Consider the following 24,239-nt stretch of genomic DNA (forward strand, 5'->3'; position numbering starts at 1 on the left):
CCATGACGCAAACTTTTATCCCGGGCAAAGATGCCGCCCTGGAAGACTCCATTACGCGTTTCCAGACCAAACTGCAGGATCTGGGCTTTAATATAGAAGAAGCTTCCTGGCTTAATCCCGTTCCACACGTCTGGTCTGTGCATATTCGCGACCGCGACTGTCCACTCTGCTTTACCAATGGCAAAGGTGCCAGCAAGAAAGCCGCCCTGGCTTCCGCATTGGGTGAATATTTTGAGCGCCTGTCCACGAACTACTTTTTTGCCGATTTCTGGCTGGGTAACCGCATCGCTCAAGGCGATTTTGTTCATTACCCCAATGAAAAATGGTTTGCGCTTCCGGAAGATGACAGCCTGCCAGAGGGGATCCTGGACTCACGCCTGCGTGCCTTTTACGATCCTGAAAATGCGGTGGCCGCATCAGACCTGATCGATCTCCAGTCGGGTAACAGCGAGCGCGGTATTTGCGCCCTGCCTTTTACCCGCCAGTCCGATCAGCAAACCGTCTATATCCCGATGAACATCATTGGCAACCTTTACGTATCGAACGGCATGTCGGCCGGCAATACGGCCAATGAGGCCCGGGTGCAGGGATTATCCGAGGTCTTTGAGCGCTACATTAAGAACCGTATCATTGCCGAATCGATCAGCCTCCCAGCCATCCCTGAGTCAGTGATGGCGCGCTACCCTTCCGTGGTCGAGGCCATTGCGCGCCTGGAAGCTGAAGGCTTCCCAATCTTTGCGTATGACGCGTCGCTGGGCGGTAAATATCCGGTTATCTGTGTGGTCCTGTTTAACCCTGCCAATGGCACCTGTTTCGCGTCCTTCGGTGCGCATCCGGACTTTGGCGTTGCGCTGGAGCGCACCGTTACTGAACTGCTCCAGGGCCGCAGCCTCAAGGATTTGGACGTCTTTACCCCACCCACCTTTGATGATGAAGAAGTGGCAGAGCACGCCAATCTGGAAACCCACTTTATTGATTCAAGCGGCCTGATTTCCTGGGATATGTTTAAAGAAACGGCCGATTATCCGTTTGTTGACTGGACGTTTGCTGGCACTACCGAGCAAGAGTTCAGCACGCTGATGGCCATTTTTGCTGCCGAAGATCAGGAAGTTTATATCGCGGACTACGAGCACTTAGGCGTTTATGCCTGCCGCATTATTGTGCCGGGCATGTCCGATATCTATCCGGCCGAAGACCTGCTGCTGGCAAATAACAGCATGGGCGCAGGCATTCGTGACACGCTGCTTGCCCTGCCCGGCAGCAACTGGAATCCAGAAGAGTACCTTGATCTCATTTCGCAGTTGGATGAAGAAGGTTTTGATGACTTCACCCGCGTCCGTGAGTTACTTGGCCTGGCAACGGGTAAAGATAATGGCTGGTATACCTTACGCATCGGGGAGCTTAAAGCCATGCTTGCGCTGGCCGGCGGCGATCTGGATCAGGCATTGATCTGGACAGAATGGACCATGGAATTCAACGGCTCCGTGTTCAGCCCAGCGCGGGCAAATTATTATCGTTGCCTGCAAACTCTGCTACTTCTGGCCATGGAAGACGAGCGTAATCCACTGGAATATCACGCCGCCTTTGTCCGTATGTATGGCGCAGAGGCGGTAGAAGCGGCATCCGCAGCCATCAGTGGTGAAGCAGCCTTCAACGGTCTTCAGTCGGTAGACAGCGACCTGACCGCTTTCCCTGCTCATCAGGCGCTACTGGCGGCTTATGAAAAATTGCAGCGTGCCAAACGCCGCTACTGGGAAAATGCCTAAGCTGGCGTTGAACATTCACGCGGGTTAGCCTGACAATCATGCCTGAGGCACTGAACCTGTTCAGTGCCTTTTTATTGATCCTTATGTATTCCTGCCATTAATAGATTAATGTCATTATTTTTCTGCTAAATAGCGACACCAACAACCTATCTTATTAACAAATCTTCAATATTTCAGCCTTGATTACGCCCTCTCGTTAAACAAAACCTGTATTATTTAAAATAAATTTATTCATTATTTTTCATGACGTTAGTTCCAAAAACCACCTTTCTTGTTAAACCTTTACCGTTGTTGCTCTGCTGGACATGATCTATATCAACTTTAATCACAGGTGCATTTGTTATTATTTTTTTCAGACAACTTTTGGAGTGAGTTAGTGTGAAAGCTGACAATCCTTTTAATCTGTTATTACCCGCCGCGATGGCAAAAGTGGCTGAAGACGCTGGCGTCTACAAAGCCACCAAGCATCCGCTGACGACAACCTTTCTCGCGTTTACCGCAGGCATGTTTATCTCCATCGCTTTCGTGTTTTACATCACAGCCACCACCGGCAGCGGTGAAATGGCTTACGGCATGGCTAAGCTCGTCGGGGGGATATGTTTCTCACTCGGGTTGATACTCGTTGTGGTATGTGGTGCCGACCTGTTTACCTCCACCGTGCTGATCGTCGTTGCGAAAGCGAGTGGCCGCATCACCTGGGGGCAACTGGCACGTAACTGGATCAACGTTTATGTTGGTAATCTGGTCGGTGCGCTGTTTTTTGTCGCGCTGATGTGGTTTTCCGGTGAGCATACGGTGGCCAACGGCGCATGGGGTTTAAACGTGTTGCAGACTGCCGACCATAAAATGCATCACACGTTTGTTGAAGCGGTCTCTCTGGGTATTCTGGCTAATTTGATGGTCTGTCTGGCGGTCTGGATGAGCTATTCAGGACGGACCTTAATGGATAAAAGCCTGATTATGATTTTGCCGGTGGCGATGTTTGTTGCCTGTGGTTTTGAACACAGTATCGCAAATATGTTTTTAATTCCTTTCGCCATCGTCATTCGCGATTTTTCTGGCCCGGAATTTTGGCATGCTGCGGGCGCGACGGCAGCACAGTTTCCGGCCCTTTCTGTGAAAAACTTTATTTTCGACAATCTGATTCCAGTCACGCTCGGCAACATTATCGGCGGTGGAGTGCTGGTCGGATTGACCTACTGGGTAATTTACTTACGCGGTGGACACGAAGCGCACTAATCCAGCCTCGAGGGTTCATCCCAACCGGATCGACCCAAGAGCAAAAGTCTCCTTAAATAAGGCAGGTATAATATGACCGAACTTAACGCAAAACTGGCCTCAGCCTGGCAGGGTTTTACTGAAGGCGAATGGCAGAACAGCGTCAACGTACGCGACTTCATCCAGAAAAACTATACGCCGTATGAAGGCGATGAATCTTTCCTCGCTGGCGCCACCGAAGCCACCACTAAACTGTGGGAAAGCGTGCTGGAAGGCATTAAAGTTGAAAACCGTACCCACGCACCCGTCGATTTTGATACCGATCTTGCTTCTACCATCACCTCGCACGATGCCGGCTATATCAATAAATCGCTGGAAAAAGTTGTTGGCCTGCAAACGGAAGCGCCGCTGAAACGCGCCATTATTCCTTTTGGCGGCATTAAGATGGTCGAGGGTTCATGTAAAGTTTACGGGCGCGAACTCGATGCTTCACTGAAAAAAATCTTCACCGACTATCGTAAAACGCACAATCAGGGCGTGTTTGATGTTTATACCCCTGACATTTTACGCTGCCGTAAATCAGGTATATTAACCGGCCTGCCTGATGCCTATGGTCGTGGACGCATCATCGGTGACTACCGTCGTATCGCCTTATACGGCATTGACTACCTGATGGCCGATAAGTTTGCTCAGTTTGCGTCTCTGCAAAGCGACCTGGAAAATGGCGTCAACCTGGAAGCCACCATTCGTCTACGCGAAGAAATTGCTGACCAGCATCGGGCGCTTGGACAAATCAAAGAGATGGCAGCCAAATATGGTCACGATATCTCAGGTCCGGCGACCAATGCAGTCGAAGCCGTTCAGTGGACCTATTACGGCTATCTTGCCGCAGTAAAATCACAGAACGGTGCAGCCATGTCCTTTGGCCGTGTTTCAACCTTCCTGGACGTGTTCATTGAGCGCGATCTCAACGCCGGTAAGCTGAACGAAGCGCAGGCGCAGGAACTGATTGACCACCTGGTAATGAAACTGCGCATGGTCCGCTTCCTGCGCACGCCTGAGTACGATGAACTGTTCTCTGGCGACCCCATCTGGGCAACGGAATCGCTGGCCGGTATGGGCGTTGATGGGCGTACGCTGGTGAGTAAAACCACCTTCCGTTTCCTCAATACACTTTACACCATGGGCCCTTCACCTGAGCCTAATATGACCATTCTGTGGTCTGAGAAGCTGCCGGTTAACTTTAAAAAGTATGCGGCGAAAGTGTCTATTGATACGTCATCACTGCAGTATGAAAACGACGACCTGATGCGTCCCGATTTCGACAACGATGACTATGCAATTGCCTGCTGCGTCAGCCCGATGATCGTCGGTAAGCAAATGCAGTTCTTCGGTGCCCGCGCCAACCTGGCGAAAACCCTGCTCTACGCAATCAATGGCGGCGTGGACGAAAAACTGAAAATGCAGGTCGGACCAAAAGAAGCCAAGATTACCGATGAGGTGCTTGATTTTGACGTGGTAATGGCGCGTCTGGATCACTTTATGGACTGGCTGGCGAAACAGTACGTCACTGCACTGAACATCATCCACTTCATGCACGATAAATACAGCTATGAAGCCGCGCTGATGGCACTGCACGATCGTGACGTTTACCGCACCATGGCATGCGGTATCGCCGGACTCTCTGTCGCGGCCGACTCGCTGTCTGCCATCAAATACGCGAAGGTGAAACCGGTGCGTGATGAAGATGGCCTGGCCATCGATTTCGACATCGAAGGAGAGTATCCGCAGTTCGGGAATAACGATCCTCGCGTTGACGATCTGGCCTGCGACCTTGTTGAACGCTTTATGAAAAAGATTCAGCAACTCGAAACCTACCGCAACGCTATACCGACCCAGTCTGTGCTGACCATTACCTCTAACGTGGTTTACGGCAAGAAAACCGGTAATACGCCAGACGGTCGCCGTGCAGGCGCGCCTTTTGGTCCGGGCGCTAACCCGATGCACGGTCGCGATCAGAAAGGTGCCGTAGCCTCGCTGACCTCGGTGGCGAAACTGCCCTTTGCTTACGCAAAAGACGGTATCTCCTACACTTTCTCTATCGTGCCTAATGCGTTAGGCAAAGATGACAATGTGCGTAAAACCAATCTGGCAGGCTTGATGGACGGTTACTTCCATCATGAGACCAGTATTGAAGGCGGTCAGCATCTTAATGTGAACGTAATGAACCGGGAGATGTTAATGGACGCGATGGATAATCCTGAAAAATATCCTCAGTTAACCATTCGCGTCTCCGGCTACGCCGTTCGCTTTAATTCGCTGACAAAAGAGCAACAGCAGGACGTGATCACCCGTACCTTTACACAATCGCTGTAAGCGCTGTCGCCATCAGCCCTTTCTGAGGCTCCTTCATGGAGCCTCATATTCAAAGTCTGCTTTGGTCGTTGTCTGAAATACGGATAACCACCAAAATTGATTTCCTGTTCAGAGCACACCAGAGAGTGTGCCACCTGCTCCGCAGGCTTACCTGGAGAAACATCGCAATGTCAGCCATAGGTCGCATCCACTCATTCGAATCATGCGGAACCGTAGACGGTCCCGGCATCCGGTTTATTACCTTTTTCCAGGGTTGCCTGATGCGTTGCCTTTACTGCCACAACCGCGATACCTGGGACACGCACGCCGGTAAAGAAATCACCGTTGAGGCGCTGATGGCGGACGTTCTGTCCTACCGTCACTTTATGAATGCCTCTGGCGGTGGCGTCACCGCATCGGGTGGCGAAGCTATTCTTCAGGCTGAGTTTGTGCGTGACTGGTTTCGTGCCTGCAAGGCAGAAGGCATACATACCTGTCTGGATACCAATGGTTTTGTTCGCCGCTACGATCCGGTCATTGATGAGTTACTGGACGCAACAGATTTAGTGATGCTGGACCTTAAACAGATGAATGACGAGGTTCACCAGATTCTGGTTGGCGTATCTAACCATCGTACGCTTGATTTCGCTCGCTACCTACAGAAAAAAGGCAAACGGACATGGATCCGTTTTGTCGTCGTGCCAGGCTACTCAGATGACGACGATACCGTTCATCGCCTGGGGGCGTTTACCCAGGATATGGCGAACGTTGAAAAGATCGAGCTTCTGCCTTATCACGAACTGGGTAAACATAAGTGGATCGCGATGGGCGAAGAGTACAAGCTTGATGGCGTGAAACCGCCCACTAAAGAGACGATGGAGCGGGTAAAAAACATTCTTCTCCGCTACGGACATGAAGTCATGTATTGAAAACGGGGCGGAGATCTCTACCGCCCCGCAGGAACCTTTCAGGAAGGCGCACTGACCACCATGCAACAACGAGGCACAGTGCTGCCCTCTGCAGAAGGCATTCAGGCATGCGCCACGGGCGTGGCATGATGATCGGCTTTACGCAACAGCATCACCAGGTAAACCAGCGCCACTGCCGCAATCATAACGAACAGTAAACGGTCTGAGTAACTCTGCATCAGCATTGCTGTCATGCTCGGCCCCGCCAGACTGCCCAGTGTATAGCTCAGTAACAGCGCCTGATTCATGGCCACCAGTTCGTGATGCGCCACGGTTTCGCAGGCCCACGACATCGCCACAGGGTAAAGCGTAAAACCCGCCAGCCCCAGAACAAACAAGGCAGGTGCCATCGCGGCATTGGTTAGCATCGCAATCGCGCCCAGGATTACCACAAATACCTGCACACGCAACACCATCATGCGGCCAAAGCGATCGGCAAGGCGCCCAATCGGCCACTGCCCGACAATACCTGAACTAACGAGTAACGCCATCCAGTAACCTACGTTTGCATCGCTCATGCCCTGATGGGAAAGATAGAGCGGCATCAAGCCATATAACGAACCTAAAACAATCCCGGAGATGATGCAGCCGTTGATGCCCAGGCGCGAACTGCGGCGGCGTAGCATGGGTAAGATACGGCCACCCGGCAAGGCTTCAGCCGGATCACGGCTGGCAGCAACCTGTGTGAAGATCAGCGGTAAAATGGCACAAATCACCGTCGCGGTTACCCAGGGGATCACACTTAACAGCTCTGTGGAAAGTTTGCTCACCAGTAGCTGCCCGGCAACCGTTCCCAGATAATAGACAATCATATAGGCAGCCAGGAGCTGCCCACGGTTACGCACCGTGCCGCTGCACAATAAAGCGCTTTCAACCACGACCCACACTAAGGCGCAGCCGACACCCGCGCTAAAACGCAACAGCGTCCATGACCAGAAACCTGCCAGCACCATCATACACAGGGTTGCCACCGCAAACAGGCCGGTTGCCAGATAATAACTACGGTTAAATCCATACTGTTTAATCAGCCAGCCCGCCAGCAACGTGCCAAGGAGATTGCCGGTGTAATACGACGAACTCACCACGCCCACCTGCCAGGTAGCCAGAGCATCATGCGTCAGCCAGAGAGGCACTAACGTATTCAGCACAGCAATTGAAACTGTCATTAACAGCAGGCCGCAAAGCAGCAGTATCACAGGACGTGACCAGGTCGACATAGGGAATTAAAACCAAAAGAAATGAAGGAAATTGCGCGCAGTTTGCCACTGCGTTATTTAAAGTCAACGGGGCCAAACGCACCGCAGCACATTTTGCTGCCCGACAATTTAATTTATTTATCTTCAGTAAGTTAGCGGCATATTTTACGTCAGGGAAAATAAAGCTATCTTACTGATAATGTAGATTTTTACGCTTTCGGCATCGGGATATATCGATAACGTTTATTTGTGATAAATTCTGATACCGTCCTTTGGCATCGATCCGTCTTTCGGACCAAAAAAAAACCCAGCAGCCGCTGGGTTTTTCAGAGAATAACGGGCGATTAACCAATAAATTCCAGGCCCTTCATATAAGGACGTAACACTTCAGGCACGGCGATGCGGCCATCCTGCTGCTGGTAGTTTTCCAGCACCGCCACCAGCGTGCGTCCCACAGCCAGACCGGAACCATTTAATGTATGGACCAGACGCGGCTTTTTATCCTGCTTACTGCGGGTCCTTGCCTGCATACGGCGAGCCTGGAAATCACCCATGTTTGAACAAGAGGAGATTTCACGGTACGTATTCTGCGCCGGTAACCACACTTCTAAATCGTAGGTTTTGGTCGCACCAAAGCCCATATCGCCGGTGCACAACAGCACTTTACGATAAGGCAGATTCAGCAGCTGTAAGACTTTTTCGGCGTGGCCGACCAGCTCTTCCAGGGCATCCATTGAGGTTTCAGGCGCCACTATCTGTACCATCTCGACTTTATCGAACTGGTGCATACGAATAAGCCCGCGCGTGTCACGGCCATAGGAACCCGCTTCAGAGCGGAAGCATGGCGTGTGAGCCGTCAGCTTAAGCGGCAGGTTTTCTTCCTCGACGATTTCATCGCGTACCAGATTGGTCAGCGGCACTTCGGCAGTAGGAATCAACGCATAATGGCTGCTTTCTGACTCTTCTTCCAGCGGCCGGGTGTGAAAAAGATCTTCACCAAACTTTGGCAACTGTCCTGTTCCGTACAGGGTCGCATGGTTGACCAGATAAGGCACATAGGTTTCCAGATAGCCATGCTGCTCGGTATGCAAGTCAATCATAAACTGGCTGAGCGCACGGTGCAGGCGGGCAATCTGGCCCTGCATCACGACAAAGCGTGAACCGGTGAGTTTGACCGCCGCAGCAAAATCCAGGCCTTTCGCGGCTTCGCCCAGCTCAACATGATCTTTCACCTGAAAATCAAACTGACGCGGCTCACCCCAGCGGCTGATTTCCAGGTTTTCGGTATCGTCTTTACCCAGCGGTACAACATCTGCAGGCAGATTCGGCAACGCCAGGCTGAAGTCACGAATCTGATTTTGCAGTTCATCCAGTTCTGCTTTGGCAGCATCCAGGCGTTCGCCCAGGCTGTTCACTTCCTGACGCAGTGGCTCGATGTCTTCCCCACGTGCTTTGGCCTGACCGATGGATTTGGATCGGGAGTTACGCTCGGCCTGCAGATTTTCAGTTTCTACCTGCAAGACTTTGCGACGCTCTTCGAGCGAACGCAGCATTTCCACATCCAGTTTGAATCCTCGGCGTGCCAGTTTTTCTGCGACTGCGTCTGGCTCATTACGCAGCAGATTGGGATCGAGCATGCTTATCCTGTGTATTTATGAGTTGAAAGAAGGGACGCATTCCAGCTGGAATGCGTTGAAAACATTGACCACATTACCGCAACGTCTGTTTTAGCGGTAGCGTTTTGTCTGGCTATTTTGATCGAGTTCAGTAAGCCAGGCCAGCTTTTCGCCAATTTTGCCTTCAAGACCGCGTTGGGTGGGATGATAGTAACGTGTTTGTGCCATTTGCGGAGGGAAATAGACCTCACCAGCCGCATAGGCGTTGGCTTCATCATGGGCATAGCGATAGCTTTCACCCAGGCCCATTTCCTTCATCAGCTTAGTGGGGGCATTGCGCAGATGATCGGGAACATCAAAATCAGGGTGGTCGCGCGCATCGCGCATCGCCGCTTTAAAGGCGGTATAAACGGCATTACTTTTTGGCGCACAGGCGAGATACACGATGGCCTGAGCAATCGCCCGCTCCCCTTCTGCCGGACCCACGCGGGTGAAACAGTCCCACGCCGATATCGCCACCTGCATGCCGCGCGGATCGGCATTGCCCACGTCTTCAGAGGCAATGGCCAACAGACGACGCGCGACATACAGCGGATCACCCCCTGCGGTAATAATCCGGGCGTACCAGTACAGGGCAGCATCGGGTGCTGAACCGCGAACAGACTTATGTAACGCAGAAATAAGGTCGTAAAAGCGGTCACCCTTGTTATCAAACCGGGCAGATCGCTCCCCGGCAACTTCAGTCAACAGCTGTGGCGTCAGTTCTCTTTTGCCTTGCGCGTTGGTTTCGGCCATATCGGCCATCATTTCCAGCGTGTTAAGCGCACGGCGCGCATCGCCGCTCACCAGCTCAGCGATCATGCGGCGCGTATTATTCGGTAACAGGATATCGCTGTTGCCATAGCCGCGATCGGCATCTTGCATGGCCTGGTCAAGCACCTGCTCAATGTCTTCTGTGGTCAGGGACTTCAGTAGATAAACGCGGGCGCGTGACAGCAGTGCGGAATTAAGCTCGAAACTGGGATTTTCAGTGGTCGCGCCAATGAAGGTAATGGTGCCGTCTTCAATATGCGGCAGGAAGGCATCCTGCTGACTTTTATTGAAACGGTGCACCTCATCCACGAAAAGGATGGTGCGACGGCCGGCCTGCTTGCTCAAGCGCGCACGCTCTATCGCTTCACGAATTTCTTTGACGCCGGAGGTGACGGCAGAGATGCGTTCAACGTCCGCGTTACCGTAGTGCGCGATAATCTCGGCCAGTGTGGTTTTGCCTGTTCCCGGCGGTCCCCAGAGAATCATTGAATGCAAATGGCCAGCCTCAATGGCGCGCGGCAGCGGTTTCCCCGCAGCCAGCAGGTGCTGCTGACCAATATAGTGCTTCAGGGTTTCTGGCCGCATACGCGCGGCCAGAGGTTTAAAATCTTCGCTGGAGAAATCCAGAGACAGGTTGCCCACTACCACCTCACTGACGTTGATCATCCACCGTGACGCCTTTCGGCGGGGTGAAAGTGAATTTATCCGGACTGATAGGGCCGTTTTTCTGGCTCTTCAGCTGGTAGTTACTGCGCTGTCCATCCTGCTCTACGGCGCTGAACTGATTAATCGTGCCATCTGGCGTTACGTCGATAGTGAACTGCTTGAGGTTGCCGTCGCTTTTCTTCGGCGTCAGTTCAAATTTATCGCCCTGCTGCTTAACGTTGTATTGCTGCCAGTCGCTGGACTGATTGCGGGCAATTAACATAAACGGCGTATTGCTGGTGGCATTCTTTAACAGACTTACCGTAGCCTGCTCTACAAACGGGTTGTAGAACCATAACGATTTTCCGTCAGAGACAATGACGCTCTCGTCAGGCGCGGTCATGTGCCAGTTAAACAGGCTTGGGCGCTTGACCCACAGTTCACCTTCTCCATCCTGCACGTTAGCACCGCTGCCATCGGTCACCTTTTGCGTAAAGCTGGCGTGGAAGCTGTTTACTTTATTCAAACGCTGTTGCAGGTCACTTGATGCATCAGCGAAAGCGCTGGCTGAACCCAAAGCGGCCAACAGGCCTAAGGCAATTACGCGTAATTTCATCTGCTTAAATCCTTATTAAATCGTTTCCCGTTGATAACGCTACTAAGCCTGGTCGCTGTCCTGCGTTTAATACAGGAGAAAAAACCGAAAGCCTAATCAACTATGGGGGTAAACGGCTAAAAAACAATGAGCCAGCAAGAACTGGCCCATTGATTTATGTTTCAAAGCTTATCGTTCAGACTCTACATATCGTGGGGAGGCGGTGACAGCACTTCGCGGTTACCGTTATGTCCCGGTGCCGAAACGATGCCCTGGGCTTCCATCTGCTCAATGATGCGCGCGGCGCGGTTATAGCCAATACGGAACTGACGCTGAACGCCTGAAATCGAGGCGCGGCGCTTGTCCACCACGAAACCCACCGCCTGATCGAACAACGGATCCAGTTCTTCATCGCTGTCGATGCCGCCCGCACCTTCGCTCTCTTCGCCCGCTGTAATGCTTTCAATGTATTGCGGACGTCCACGCGCTTTCCAGTCCTGGACCACCGCATGCACTTCCTGATCGCGTACAAAGGCACCGTGAACACGAACCGGCATGGAGGAGTTTGGCGGCATATAGAGCATGTCACCCATGCCCAGCAACGACTCCGCGCCGCCCTGGTCGAGGATGGTGCGCGAGTCAATTTTGCTCGACACGGTAAAGGCGATACGGGTTGGAATGTTGGCCTTGATCAGGCCGGTAATCACATCCACCGAGGGACGCTGGGTGGCCAGCACCAGGTGGATACCGGCCGCACGTGCTTTCTGCGCCAGGCGGGCAATAAGCTCTTCCACTTTTTTACCCACGGCCATCATCAGGTCGGCGAACTCATCCACCATCACCACAATGTAAGGCAGTTTTTCCAGCACCGGCGGCGTCATGTCCATACTGTCGCCCGGTTTCCAGAACGGATCGGGGATTGGACGGCCCATCGCCTCAGCCTGCTCAACTTTCTCGTTGTAGCCCGCAAGATTACGCACGCCAAGTGCCGACATCAGTTTATAGCGGCGCTCCATCTCACCGACGCTCCAGCGCAGCGCATTCGCCGCATCTTTCATATCGGTGACGACTTCGGTGAGTAGATGCGGAATGCCTTCATAGACCGACAGCTCAAGCATTTTCGGGTCGATCATAATAAAGCGCACTTCTTCCGGCGTGGCTTTATACAACATGCTGAGAATCATGGCGTTTACGCCGACTGACTTACCCGAACCGGTGGTACCGGCAACCAGTAAGTGTGGCATCTTCGCCAAATCGGCCACTACCGGCTGACCGGCAATGTCTTTACCCAGTACCACGGCCAGAGGTGAAGGATTGTCACGGAATTTTGGACAATCCAGCACTTCACGTAAGTAAACGGTCTGACGGTGCTTATTCGGTAATTCCAGTCCGACATAGGGCTTACCCGGAATCACTTCAACAACGCGCACCGCCGTGGTGGACAGTGAACGGGCCAGATCGCGCGACAGGTTAGAAATACGCGCCGCTTTCACGCCCGGTGCCAGATCCAGTTCAAAGCGGGTAATGACCGGGCCGGGAGAGATGCCGACGACCTCAGCCTTAACACGATAATCGCCCAGGCGCGATTCAACCAGGCGCGCCGTCTGCTCAAGGGCAAACATGTCAACCGGCTCTTCTTCTGCAGGCGGTGCGGTTAACAGATCCAGAGAAGGCAACGGCGTAGAGGGTTTTTCCAGCGGCTGTTCATGACGCATCAGGAAAGGATGAATCAGGCTGTCATGCAACGACGGCTTCGCCTCTTCCACCGATTCGGGCTGCTCGACAGGTGCCGCGAAGGTATCCGACGCAACGTTCTGCGTCGGCATGCTTCTCTGCGCGGCCGCATGCGTCGGCGCAGCCTGTACTTGCTGCCACGGCTCATGTTTTGCCGCGACCTCATCCGTTTCCGGCGTTGCCGCAATGGTGAACAGCGGCTCAACCGGGCCGTCGTCAACCAGATCTTTCATCGGTGAGAAATCAAAGGCCGCAGACGTGTCCAGGTTGAATACCGGCGCATTGTTGGCAGATTCGGTCTCATAACGCTGTTGCTGCTGCTCGGCGAACTGACGGGCCAGGGATGCCTGCTCTAGAGCCTGTTCATCGTCTTCACTCTGTTCATCCTCTTGCCAGCTCTCGCCATAACGCTGTTGCTGCTCAGACTGAAACGCCTGACGTAACTCAGCCTGTTGCAGAGCATCCTGCTCCTCCGCTGACCAGTCTGGATTATGCGGCTGATCGGAAGCCTGTGGAGCCGCCGGGGCTTCAGACAGTCTGGCTTTCTCTTCTGCCATGCGCTGGGAAGGAAGTTTAATTCCGTAAGAAGCCAGTTCGCGTCGGGTCGGTAATTTAACCGGGTTTGGCCGCGGTAACGCCGGACCTATCCCCTGCTTCACCTGTGGATTCGCCTGATTTTCAGGCACAGGTTCAAACAGGGGCGACATCGAGGCCGCGGCTTTTCCTGCCGCGCCTGCCGTTACCGCACTGCTCAGGATTGCAGCAGAGGCTGCCTCGCGCCAGTTGCCCATCTTCGGCGCATCATCCTCATAGGCCGTAAAGGGTGCTGAGGATGCGGGTGTTTCATCCGGCATTTCAAAACGGTACAGAGGCGGTTCACTGACCGGTTTATCCTGCGGAACAGGATCACGCGGTGCAAAATGACGCTCTGGAGCAGGATGAGGTACAGCCGCTTCCTGGGCGGGCGCGGCGACAGTATTCACGGGCGCAACCGCAGGCTGGGCTGCAGATGGGGCTGACGGCGGCACGGTAGCCGTGGTAAAGGTTGATGCCACGCTGGCTGCAGGTTGCTGGACGGGTGCCACCGGCATTTCAGCAGCGTCGGTGGTTGCCGCGACGGCAGCGCGGGTCGCTGTTGCCGCCTTAGCCAGCAGCGGATCGTGCTCGTCCAGATCGGGCTGCGCCTTACGGGGCGCAGAAAGCAGAACGTCATCGTCGTCATGGGGCTGCGCGTGAAGAACAGGCACATCATCTTCATGATGTTCGCCCTCGTCCTCTTCCTGCCAGGGTTCGTCGTGACGTGAACGGTTGCTGGCAAATGTCAGCACGCCCATGACCACGCCACCGATTCGTTCTGCAATGGTCAACCACGACCAACCGGTATACAGCGTAATGCCCGCTGCCCAGATGCAAAGCAGAGTGAGGGTGCCACCAGCAGGACTAAACCAAGGTGAAATCGCATTGCTGACGAGGCTGCCGATCACGCCGCCTGAAGCAAAGTACCAGATGTCGTCAGCATTCAGTGCAGCCATGCCGCAGGTCGTCACGACCAGGGCCAGTACGCCAATTAAGCGCAAACCTACGGCGAAATAGTCGAAGTAGTCCTGATTATCGCGCTGGCGAAAGGCTATCCAGCACAATCCAAGGATCACCGGTGGAATGGCGTAAGCCATCACGCCAAAGATGAACAACAGCGTGTCAGCCAGCCATGCCCCTACCGTACCGCCGATATTATGGATAGGCTCGTGCCAGGCCGTCTGCGACCAGCTCGGGTCGGAAGGATTAAAACTGACCAGGGAAACCATCAGGTAGACGGCAAACAACGCCACCAGAATGAGCAACGCTTCCAGCAGACGGCGTCCACTGCTCAGCGACTGTAACGAAACGTCTTTATCTTCTGTGTATTCCTGGCTCAAGAGAACTCTCCAGGTGCCTGTAAAGTAAGAAACAACAGCGTCGGGCTCACCCGACGCTGGTCCTGTATGTATTCACAGGAGTGTACCGAAATTTCACAGGCTTTGCACCTGCCACGCATCAGCGCGTTTTGATCACCAGACGGTTACTCTGTTTGACCTCTTCCATCACCACGTAAGTACGCGTGTCGTTTACACCCGGCAGGCGCAGCAGGGTTTCCCCCAGCAGCTTGCGGTAGGCGGACATATCGGGCACGCGTGTTTTCAGCAGGTAGTCGAAATCACCAGAAACCAGGTGACACTCTTGAGTTTCCTCAAGTTTTTGCACAGCGGCGTTAAATTGCTCAAACACATCTGGTGCGCCACGATTCAGAGTAATCTCAACGAATACCAGTAATGAGGCGTCCAGGTAGTGAGGGTTAAGTTGCGCAGTATAACCAAGGATGAATCCCTGGCGTTCAAGACGACGTACACGCTCAAGACAAGGTGTAGGCGATAATCCTACACGTTTGGAAAGTTCCACGTTTGAGATACGACCGTCTTTCTGCAATTCATTCAGAATATTTCTGTCGATCCTGTCGAGGTCTTTACCGGGGCGTTTCTTATTATCTACCATTATTATTGTCTCTCTTAATTCCTTCCCTTTACCTGCCATCCCCTGAAAACGCTCATTGTTCGGGGCATTTTTTGAAGTGAAATAACGGCGTCTCAGTGCTGTCGCACCTATGTGTATGACGCATGTTGTCTGTCCACATCATGCGTCATGACTCATATCAGACGACAAAATTCGTTCGGCACATTGCCCAAAACCCGGCGGCAAAACCCGTTTTGTTCCGAAGATGTCATTCGCTTCTCACACTGTTTTCGCAAATGCGCAGGCGATTGTCAAAGTAAAATGTCTAAATTCAGGACAAGATGCCAGACACATCGCTGGGTCACTGTTTTTAAATGAGTATTTTCGGGCGATAAGGTGCAACAACGTGAATTTTTGCCCCCTTTTGGCGCAAACCGCAGGCAAAAAGTGCAATCATCGTCTACGCCTTTTGCAGTAATCGCTAACAAACGCGCGCAAGTGTTGTCAATGACACGGCTTATTCCCTACAATCGCAGGCTATGTCAGACGAATGAAACTGAGGAACGCATGAGTACGGCTAAACACAGTAAGTTGCTCATTCTGGGCTCTGGTCCAGCAGGTTATACCGCAGCCGTTTATGCTGCACGCGCGAATCTGAATCCGGTGTTGATTACCGGTCTGGAAAAAGGCGGACAGCTGACGACCACGACGGAAGTGGAAAACTGGCCGGGCGACCCGCACGATCTGACAGGTCCATCGTTAATGGAACGCATGCATGAGCATGCCGAGAAATTTAACACTGAGATCATTTTTGACCACATCCATTCCGTGGATCTGCAGAATCGTCCGTTCCGTTTAACCGGTGACAGCGGCGAATACACCGCAGATGCCCTGATTATTGCCACAGGTGCATCGGCACGCTACCTCGGCCTGCCGTCAGAAGACGCGTTTAAAGGCAAAGGCGTTTCGGCCTGCGCTACCTGTGATGGTTTCTTTTACCGTAATCAGAAAGTCGCCGTGATCGGGGGCGGTAATACGGCGGTAGAAGAAGCACTTTATCTGGCCAATATCGCCGCTGAAGTGCATTTAATTCACCGTCGCGACAGCTTCCGCGCCGAGAAAATTTTGATCGATCGCCTGATGGAAAAAGTCAGCAACGGCAACATTGTGCTGCATACCCACCGTACGCTGGAAGAAGTGGTTGGCGATCAGATGGGCGTGACCGGACTGACGCTGCGTTCAACGCTGGACGACAAAACCGAGTCGCTGGAAGTCGCTGGCCTGTTTGTGGCGATTGGCCACAGCCCAAACACAGCGATTTTCGACGGCCAGTTAGCGCTGGAAAATGGCTATATCAAGGTTCAGTCTGGCCTGCACGGCAATGCAACCCAGACCAGCATTCCGGGTGTGTTTGCTGCAGGTGATGTGATGGACCATATCTATCGCCAGGCCATTACCTCTGCGGGCACCGGCTGCATGGCTGCTCTGGATGCAGAACGTTATCTTGATGGTCTGGTTAAAAACGATAAGTAAGTTGTTAATAACCTGATCTTAATTGTTTGAGGCGACTGTTTTTCAGTCGCCTTTTTTATTATCACCATGCTAAATTCATGCGCCAGGCGGGAGGGGCTCGCCTCTTTTCCTTTGTCTTCGCCACTGTGGGTTTCGCATGAACAAATCGCGGCAGCAGCACCTTACCCGTTGGCTTCGTCAACAGCGGCATCATGCCGGTCCCTGGTTACGGCTCGCCTCACTGTCAGGTTCCGCCAGTGCGTTGCTGATTATCCTGCAGGCCTGGCTGCTGGCGTCGTTGCTTCAGGCATTGATTGTGACGCACCAGTCGCCCCCGTCGCTTCTTTCACAGTTTATGTTACTGCTGCTGTGCTTCGTGCTGCGGGCGATGCTGAACTATGCGCGCGAGCAGGCAGGATTCCGTGCCGGTCAGGCTATTCGCCAGGCGCTGCGCAAACAAATTCTGGACCGTTTATCCGCGCTGGGCCCCGCCTGGATTCAGGGCAAACCGGCCGGCAGTTGGGCAACCTTGCTGCTGGAACAGACAGAAGATATGCAGGCGTACTATGCGCGCTACCTGCCGCAGATGACGCTGGCGGCCGTCATCCCCTGCGCCATTTTGATTGCGCTGTTTCCTTTAAACTGGGCCGCCGGATTGATTCTGCTGGCTACGGCACCGTTGATTCCGCTGTTTATGGCGCTGGTGGGCATGGGCGCGGCCGATGCCAATCGGCGCAATTTTCTGGCCCTGGCGCGCCTGAGTGGTGACTTTCTTGATCGCCTGCGCGGCCGGGAGACGCTGAGGCTGTTTCATCGGGCCGAAGCAGAAAAACAGGCCATTGCCGCCGCCACGACGGACTTTCGTCAACGCACCATGGACGTCTTACGGCTGGCTTTTCTCTCCTCCTCCGTTCTGGAGTTTTTTGCGTCATTAGCTATTGCTGTGGTCGCGGTTTATTTTGGTTTTTCCTACCTGGGTGAGTTGCACTTTGGCGATTATGGCAAGGGCGTTACGCTGTTTGCCGGTTTTCTGGTGTTGATTCTGGCCCCGGAATTCTTTCAGCCTTTGCGCGATCTCGGCACCTTCTACCATGCTAAAGCGCAGGCCATCGGCGGCGCCGATGCCATTGAGCGCTTTATGCAGGCGACGCCACAGTCAGAAGCGCGCAACGGCACTATCCCGTTTGCCGCCGCCGCACCACTGGAGCTGGTTGCTGACAACCTGGTGGTCTGCGCGCCCGGCGGTAAAATCCTGTGTGGTCCTTTACATTTCACTCTGCGCTCGGGCGGACGCATCGCGCTGGTCGGTAAAAGCGGCGCAGGCAAAACCGCGCTGTTGAATGCGCTGCTGGGATTTTTACCTTATCAGGGCTCGCTTAAAGCCAATGGGATTGAGTTACGCGATTTGGTTCAACGCGACTGGCATCGGCATCTTGCCTGGGTCGGACAAAATCCCCAGTTACCGGCAGAAACCTTACGTGAAAATATCCTGATGGGCGCGCCCCTCGACGCCGCACGTCTGGATGCCTTAATCGCGGCTTGTGGCATCCACGAGTTTCTCTCACGACTGCCTGAAGGGTTGAATACCGCACCGGGCGATGCCAGCAGCGCGCTGTCCGTTGGTCAGGCACAGCGCATTGCGGTTGCGCGGGCGCTTTACAAACCGGCTCAGCTATTGCTCCTTGATGAGCCTGCAGCCAGCCTGGATGCGCTGAGTGAACATCATGTCATGCAGGCACTTCATCAGGCCGCGCGACAGCAAACCACCCTGATGATTACGCATCAGATCGATTCGCTGCGCGACTGGGATGAAATCTGGCTCATGGAGGCGGGAAAACTGGTACAGCAAGGCAGTTGGCAGGCACTGACGGCCCAGCCCGGCCCTTTCCGTGCACTGCTGCAACATCGTCAACAGGAGTGCATCTGATGTCTGCTCTGCGTCCTTTTCTGCGGCTGTGGCTGCGTCATCCCTTTCGGCTGGTGCTGGGGATTATACTGGCGATAGTCACGTTGCTGGCCAGTATTGGCCTACTCACCCTGTCTGGCTGGTTTCTGGCGGCATCGTCCGTTGTTGGCGTCGCGGGTCTGTACAGTTTTAACTATATGCTCCCGGCCGCCGGCGTGCGTGGCGCGGCCATTATACGTACCGCGGCACGTTACTTCGAACGGCTGGTCACGCACGATGCCACGTTCCGGGTGCTGCAGCATTTGCGCGTTTTCACCTTCAGCCGATTGATTTCACTGGCACCGGGTCAGCTTGCGGCCTTTCGCCAGGCGGATCTGCTAAACCGTTTTGTTGGGGATGTGGATACGCTGGATCACCTCTACCTGCGGGTAATATCGCCGCTGCTGGGCGCATTTATCGTTATTGTGGTGGTGACAGCCGGTTTAAGCCTGATTGATCCGCAGCTGGCACTCCTGCTGGGCGGTACCCTGCTTGCCCTGCTCTGTCTTTTTCCTCCCCTGTTTTACCACCTGGGCGCCCCGGCGGGCGTGGCGATAACCCGGCAGCGTTCGCACTGGCGCGTGCAGTTAATGCACTGGCTGGCGGGCCAGGCTGAACTGACGTTGTACGGTAACGCCTCCGCCTGGCGCGCGCGGCTGGACAGCAGCGAACAACAGTGGCAGGACGCGCAGCGCCAGCAGGCACGTTTTGAGGCACTGGCGCAGAGTCTGTTGCTGATGTGCAGCGGTATCACGGTGACCGCCTTGCTCTGGCTCAGCGCCGACAGCATTGCGCAGCAGCATCTTCCCGGTCCCTTTATTGCGCTGGTGGTGTTTTGTGCCCTGGCCGCTTTTGAAGCGCTGGCCCCGGTCGCGGGTGCCTTTCTGCCCCTGTCTCAGGTAATCACCGCCGCCCAGCGCGTCAATGAGATCATCGAGCAAACGCCGGCGATCGTTTTCCCCTCCGCAGCCGCTGTCCCGCCCGGCGCGCTCAGCATGAGCGTGCAGGCGCTTGAATTCAGCTATCCCGGTAGGCCGGAAAACGTGTTAAACCAGTTTTCCCTGCACATTAAGGCGGGTGAACATGTCGCGCTACTCGGGCCTACCGGCTGCGGAAAATCCACCCTACTTGGCCTCCTGACGCGCGCCTGGGATGTTGAGCATGGCGAGATAGCGCTGAACAACGTCCCGCTTGCCGAGTGGGATGAAGCGCAACTCCGTCAGCGCATCAGCGTTGTCACCCAGCGCGTTCATCTTTTCAGCCAGACCCTGCGTGATAATTTATTGCTGGCCTGCCCCGATGCCAGTGATGAAACCCTTACCGTGGCGTTAATGCAGACCGGCCTGCAGAGTCTGCTGGATAATGAAGAAGGATTAAATGCCTGGCTGGGCGAAGGCGGCCGGCCGCTGTCGGGTGGCGAACTGCGACGCCTGGCGATTGCCCGTGCGCTGCTGCACAACGGCGACCTGTGGTTGCTGGATGAGCCGACGGAAGGGCTGGATGCCGCGACCGAGCAGCACATTCTGTCCCTGTTGCAGCAGCTGACAGCGGGCAAGACCGTGATTATGGTTACCCATCGTCTGACCGGACTGGCGCAGATGGATAAAATTTGCGTTATGGACGGCGGGAAGATCATTGAGCAGGGAAATCATTCCGAATTAGTCGCAAAAGGTGGACGTTACTGGCGTTTCCAGCAACGCTTTGCGTTATAGTTTTGTAAAAGCTGATGGATAACTTAACGCGATGAGACTGGTTCAACTGTCACGGGAATCGTTGCTGTTTCCTCCTCCGGACACGGCGCTGCGTGAGCCCAATGGCCTGCTGGCAATGGGCGGTGATCTCTCGCCTGCGCGCCTGCTCAACGCCTATCAGCAGGGGATTTTCCCCTGGTTTTCCCCTGGCGATCCGATTCTGTGGTGGTCACCCGACCCTCGCGCGGTGTTACTCCCAGACCGTTTTCACCTCAGCCGCAGTATGAAGCGCTTTCACCAGCAATCACCTTATCGGGTTACGATGAATGAAGCCTTTTCCGACGTGGTCGAAGGCTGTGCGGCCGGTCGGGAAGAAGGGACATGGATTACTTTTGAAGTCAAACGCGCGTGGCTGAAGCTTTATGAGCTTGGTCATGCCCATTCCATTGAAGTCTGGCGCGAGCAAGACCTGGTGGGCGGCATGTATGGCCTGGCGCTGGGCCAGATATTTTGTGGCGAATCCATGTTCAGCCTGCAGACCAACGCCTCGAAAACCGCACTTTGGGTTTTCTGTCAGCATTTTATTAAGCACAAAGGACGCCTGGTGGATTGCCAGATACTGAATCCCCATACGGCTTCACTCGGTGCGGTCGATATTCCCCGCGAAGCTTACCTGGATGCGGTAAAAAACCTGTCCTCGCAGCCCGTTGACAGCGGCTGTTGGCGGAATCAAACCCTTTTTTAATCCGCGCGCAGATGTTTTGCACACATAAACCCGGTTAAGTGATATAATAGCGGCGTTTGGTATGTCGTCCGCGCTTGATTTTCAAGCCGGAATTGCCAGGCTGGGAATCTCATCGCACTCTCGGAACTGTTTCAATCGTGCGCGTGTTACCGGTTGATTCAGATTCTTAGCCCGCTAATCCCCCGCAGACGTCACATAAACACCCGAATTTAACCGACATGCTCGCGTTATAACGCGAAGCACGGCGATGCGTTGGCTTTATTGCCGACGGTTCTTTACATAACTTGTTGAATTGGGCATTATCTTGCCGGTTCAACTGAAAGGTAGTACACCCAGAGGATTCGATGGCCAAAGAAGACAATATTGAAATGCAAGGTACCGTACTGGATACGTTACCTAACACCATGTTCCGCGTAGAACTTGAGAACGGACACGTGGTTACCGCTCATATCTCCGGTAAAATGCGTAAAAACTACATCCGCATCCTGACGGGCGACAAAGTGACTGTCGAGCTGACCCCGTACGACCTGAGCAAAGGCCGCATTGTCTTCCGTAGTCGCTGAGTTGCGTTGATGCCGTTGCCTGCGCCTCGTGTGCGGGCAAACAAAAAAAGGCCGGATATTATCCGGCCTTTTCTCTTTCTGTCATACCGCGCTTAGTGCACGGTGCCTTCCGTTTTACGTTTTTGCGCACTCAGGAAGTGATAGGTCAGTTGCCCCTTCTCTTTATCCAGCGCAACAGAGACCGATCCACCGTCAACCAGCGAACCAAACAGCAGTTCGTTCGCCAGCGGTTTCTTCAGGCTCTCCTGAACGGTACGCGCCATCGGACGAGCGCCCATCGCTTTGTCATAGCCCTTCTCTGCCAGCCAGTCACGCGCTTCGTCACTGACCTCGAGTGAAACACCTTTCGCATCCAGCTGTGCCTGCAGTTCAACAATAAACTTGTCTACGACCTGATGAATAACGTCCGTTGACAGGTGGCTGAACCAGATAATGTTGTCCAGGCGGTTACGGAATTCAGGGGTAAAGATTTTCTTAATCTCTTCCATGGCATCCGTACTGTTGTCCTGATGGATCAGGCCAATGGATTTACGCTCGGTTTCACGCACGCCGGCGTTGGTGGTCATCACCAGCACCACGTTACGGAAGTCGGCCTTGCGGCCGTTGTTATCGGTCAGCATACCGTTGTCCATCACCTGCAGCAGCAGGTTGAACACATCCGGGTGCGCTTTCTCAATCTCATCCAGCAGCACAACGGCGTGAGGATGCTTGATTACCGCATCGGTCAGCAGGCCGCCCTGATCGAAACCCACATAGCCCGGAGGCGCACCGATCAAACGACTGACGGTATGGCGCTCCATGTACTCAGACATGTCGAAGCGCAGCAGCTCAATTCCCAGCGCTTTCGCCAGCTGAACGGTAACTTCGGTTTTACCGACGCCCGTTGGACCAGCAAACAGGAACGATCCCACCGGCTTGCGATCCTGCCCCAGCCCTGCACGGCTCATCTTGATGGCTTCGGTCAGCGCTTCAATGGCGTTATCCTGACCAAACACCAGCATTTTCAGACGGTCGCCCAGGTTCTTGAGCGTATCGCGATCGGTTGCTGAAACACTCTGCTCTGGAATACGGGCAATACGCGCCACCACGGTTTCGATGTCAGCCACGTTCACGGTTTTCTTACGTTTGCTCGCGGGCATCAGACGCGCACGGGCACCGGCCTCATCGATCACGTCGATGGCTTTATCCGGCAGATGGCGATCGTTAATGTATTTCACCGCCAGCTCAACGGCCGCACGCACGGCTTTGGCCGTATAGCGAACGTCATGGTGCGCTTCGTATTTGGTTTTCAGGCCGTTAAGAATCTGCACCGTTTCTTCCACCGACGGCTCGGTGATATCGATTTTCTGGAAACGACGCGCCAGCGCACGATCTTTTTCAAAGATGTTGCTGAATTCCTGATAGGTGGTAGAGCCCATCACGCGGATCTTACCGCTGGAGAGCAGCGGTTTGATCAGGTTTGCCGCATCGACCTGTCCACCCGATGCCGCACCCGCACCGATAATGGTATGAATCTCGTCAATAAACAGGATGCTGCTGTTATCCTGCTCCAGCTGTTTCAGCAGCGCTTTGAAACGTTTCTCAAAGTCACCCCGGTATTTGGTGCCCGCCAGCAACGAGCCGATATCGAGAGAGTAAATCGTGCAGTCTTTCATCACTTCAGGCACGTCACCCTGCACAATGCGCCAGGCTAGGCCTTCCGCAATGGCGGTTTTCCCGACGCCGGATTCGCCCACCAGCAGGGGATTGTTTTTACGGCGACGACACAGGACCTGAATAGTCCGTTCCAGCTCTTTGTCGCGACCGATCAGCGGGTCAATTCCGCCGACGCGAGCAAGCTGATTGAGATTGGTGGTGAAGTTTTCCATACGTTCCTCCCCGCCTGCTTGCTCTTCGTTAACCGGATTTTCAGCACCAGGTGCCTGGCCGGGTTCGTCTTTACGCGTGCCATGAGAGATGAAATTCACCACATCAAGGCGGCTGACTTCGTGTTTGCGCAGCAGATAAGCCGCCTGCGACTCTTGCTCGCTAAAGATGGCAACCAGCACGTTAGCGCCGGTAACTTCACTGCGTCCGGATGACTGAACATGGAAAACCGCACGCTGCAATACACGCTGGAAACTGAGCGTAGGTTGTGTGTCACGCTCTTCTTCGCTGGCTGGCAGCACAGGCGTAGTCTGTTCAATGAAGGCTTCGAGTTCCTGCCTTAGAGCCACAATGTCCACCGTACAGGCTTCCAGTGCCTCTCTGGCCGACGGGTTACTGAGCAACGCCAGTAACAGATGCTCGACGGTCATAAACTCATGACGGTGCTCACGCGCTCTGGCGAAAGCCATGTTTAAACTGAGTTCCAGTTCTTGATTGAGCATTAGGCACCTCCTCCAGTTAAT

General features: G+C 54.0%; 16 protein-coding genes. 9 read left to right on the top strand and 7 right to left on the bottom strand.

Features of this window, described 5'->3' with window-relative positions; genetic code table 11:
* Positions 1-2 precede the first annotated feature (2 nt).
* The 4 genes from ycaO to pflA all read left to right on the top strand — a co-directional run bounded on the left by ycaO (position 3) and on the right by pflA (position 6,268).
* Positions 3-1,766, top strand: coding sequence for a 30S ribosomal protein S12 methylthiotransferase accessory factor YcaO (ycaO, locus tag PAGR_RS14265; protein WP_013025236.1), 1,764 nt, complete (start codon positions 3-5; stop codon positions 1,764-1,766).
* A gap of 378 nt (positions 1,767-2,144) precedes the next feature.
* Complete coding sequence (gene focA, locus PAGR_RS14270; RefSeq protein WP_013025235.1) at positions 2,145-3,005, top strand: formate transporter FocA; 861 nt, start codon at positions 2,145-2,147, stop codon at positions 3,003-3,005.
* Between the two features lie 72 nt (positions 3,006-3,077).
* Positions 3,078-5,360, top strand: a complete 2,283-nt coding sequence (pflB, locus tag PAGR_RS14275; protein ID WP_014606196.1) for a formate C-acetyltransferase — start codon at positions 3,078-3,080, stop codon at positions 5,358-5,360.
* Positions 5,361-5,527: 167 nt separating this feature from the next.
* Positions 5,528-6,268, top strand: a complete 741-nt coding sequence (gene pflA / locus PAGR_RS14280; protein ID WP_014606197.1) for a pyruvate formate lyase 1-activating protein — start codon at positions 5,528-5,530, stop codon at positions 6,266-6,268.
* Positions 6,269-6,369: 101 nt separating this feature from the next.
* Here pflA and PAGR_RS14285 read toward each other — a convergent pair whose 3' ends face one another.
* The 6 genes from PAGR_RS14285 to lrp all read right to left on the bottom strand — a co-directional run bounded on the left by PAGR_RS14285 (position 6,370) and on the right by lrp (position 15,435).
* Complete coding sequence (locus PAGR_RS14285) at positions 6,370-7,524, bottom strand: MFS transporter (protein ID WP_013025232.1); 1,155 nt, start codon at positions 7,522-7,524, stop codon at positions 6,370-6,372.
* A gap of 323 nt (positions 7,525-7,847) precedes the next feature.
* Positions 7,848-9,140 carry a serine--tRNA ligase gene (serS, locus tag PAGR_RS14290; protein ID WP_013025231.1) on the bottom strand — a complete coding sequence of 431 codons (1,293 nt, stop codon included), beginning with the start codon at positions 9,138-9,140 and terminating at the stop codon, positions 7,848-7,850.
* 90 nt (positions 9,141-9,230) lie between these two features.
* Positions 9,231-10,574, bottom strand: a complete 1,344-nt coding sequence (locus PAGR_RS14295; protein WP_044042560.1) for a replication-associated recombination protein A — start codon at positions 10,572-10,574, stop codon at positions 9,231-9,233.
* A gap of 7 nt (positions 10,575-10,581) precedes the next feature.
* Entirely contained in the window at positions 10,582-11,193 is a 612-nt protein-coding gene (gene lolA / locus PAGR_RS14300; protein WP_014593314.1) for an outer membrane lipoprotein periplasmic chaperone LolA, read from the bottom strand.
* A 182-nt stretch (positions 11,194-11,375) separates the two neighbouring features.
* Positions 11,376-14,822 carry a DNA translocase FtsK 4TM domain-containing protein gene (locus PAGR_RS14305; protein WP_014606199.1) on the bottom strand — a complete coding sequence of 1,149 codons (3,447 nt, stop codon included), beginning with the start codon at positions 14,820-14,822 and terminating at the stop codon, positions 11,376-11,378.
* A gap of 118 nt (positions 14,823-14,940) precedes the next feature.
* Complete coding sequence (gene lrp, locus PAGR_RS14310) at positions 14,941-15,435, bottom strand: leucine-responsive transcriptional regulator Lrp (RefSeq protein ID WP_006118610.1); 495 nt, start codon at positions 15,433-15,435, stop codon at positions 14,941-14,943.
* A gap of 525 nt (positions 15,436-15,960) precedes the next feature.
* On the opposite strand from lrp, the gene trxB reads away from it, so the two are divergent.
* The 5 genes from trxB (at position 15,961) to infA (ending at position 21,849) form a co-directional block, all read left to right on the top strand.
* Positions 15,961-16,926: a thioredoxin-disulfide reductase gene (trxB, locus tag PAGR_RS14315; protein ID WP_014606200.1), complete on the top strand. Its 966-nt coding sequence runs from the start codon at positions 15,961-15,963 to the stop codon at positions 16,924-16,926.
* A 136-nt stretch (positions 16,927-17,062) separates the two neighbouring features.
* Entirely contained in the window at positions 17,063-18,832 is a 1,770-nt protein-coding gene (cydD, locus tag PAGR_RS14320) for a heme ABC transporter permease/ATP-binding protein CydD (protein ID WP_014606201.1), read from the top strand.
* On the top strand, positions 18,832-20,562 hold the full coding sequence (gene cydC / locus PAGR_RS14325) for a heme ABC transporter ATP-binding protein/permease CydC (RefSeq protein ID WP_014606202.1): 1,731 nt from the start codon (positions 18,832-18,834) through the stop codon (positions 20,560-20,562). Before cydD ends, cydC begins: the two co-directional genes overlap by 1 nt.
* 31 nt (positions 20,563-20,593) lie before the next feature.
* Positions 20,594-21,286 (top strand): leucyl/phenylalanyl-tRNA--protein transferase, encoded by a 693-nt coding sequence (gene aat / locus PAGR_RS14330; RefSeq protein ID WP_014606203.1) that lies wholly within the window; start codon positions 20,594-20,596, stop codon positions 21,284-21,286.
* A 344-nt stretch (positions 21,287-21,630) separates the two neighbouring features.
* Positions 21,631-21,849, top strand: a complete 219-nt coding sequence (gene infA, locus PAGR_RS14335; protein ID WP_002211347.1) for a translation initiation factor IF-1 — start codon at positions 21,631-21,633, stop codon at positions 21,847-21,849.
* 92 nt (positions 21,850-21,941) lie between these two features.
* Here the strand turns inward: infA and clpA are convergent, their stop codons facing one another.
* The gene (gene clpA, locus PAGR_RS14340) at positions 21,942-24,218 is read right to left on the bottom strand and encodes an ATP-dependent Clp protease ATP-binding subunit ClpA (RefSeq protein WP_013025222.1); all 2,277 of its coding nucleotides are present in this window, start codon (positions 24,216-24,218) and stop codon (positions 21,942-21,944) included.
* Positions 24,219-24,239 lie beyond the last annotated feature (21 nt).

This window comes from Pantoea ananatis PA13, from assembly GCF_000233595.1.
In the GTDB taxonomy this organism is placed as follows: Bacteria; Pseudomonadota; Gammaproteobacteria; order Enterobacterales; family Enterobacteriaceae; genus Pantoea; species Pantoea ananatis.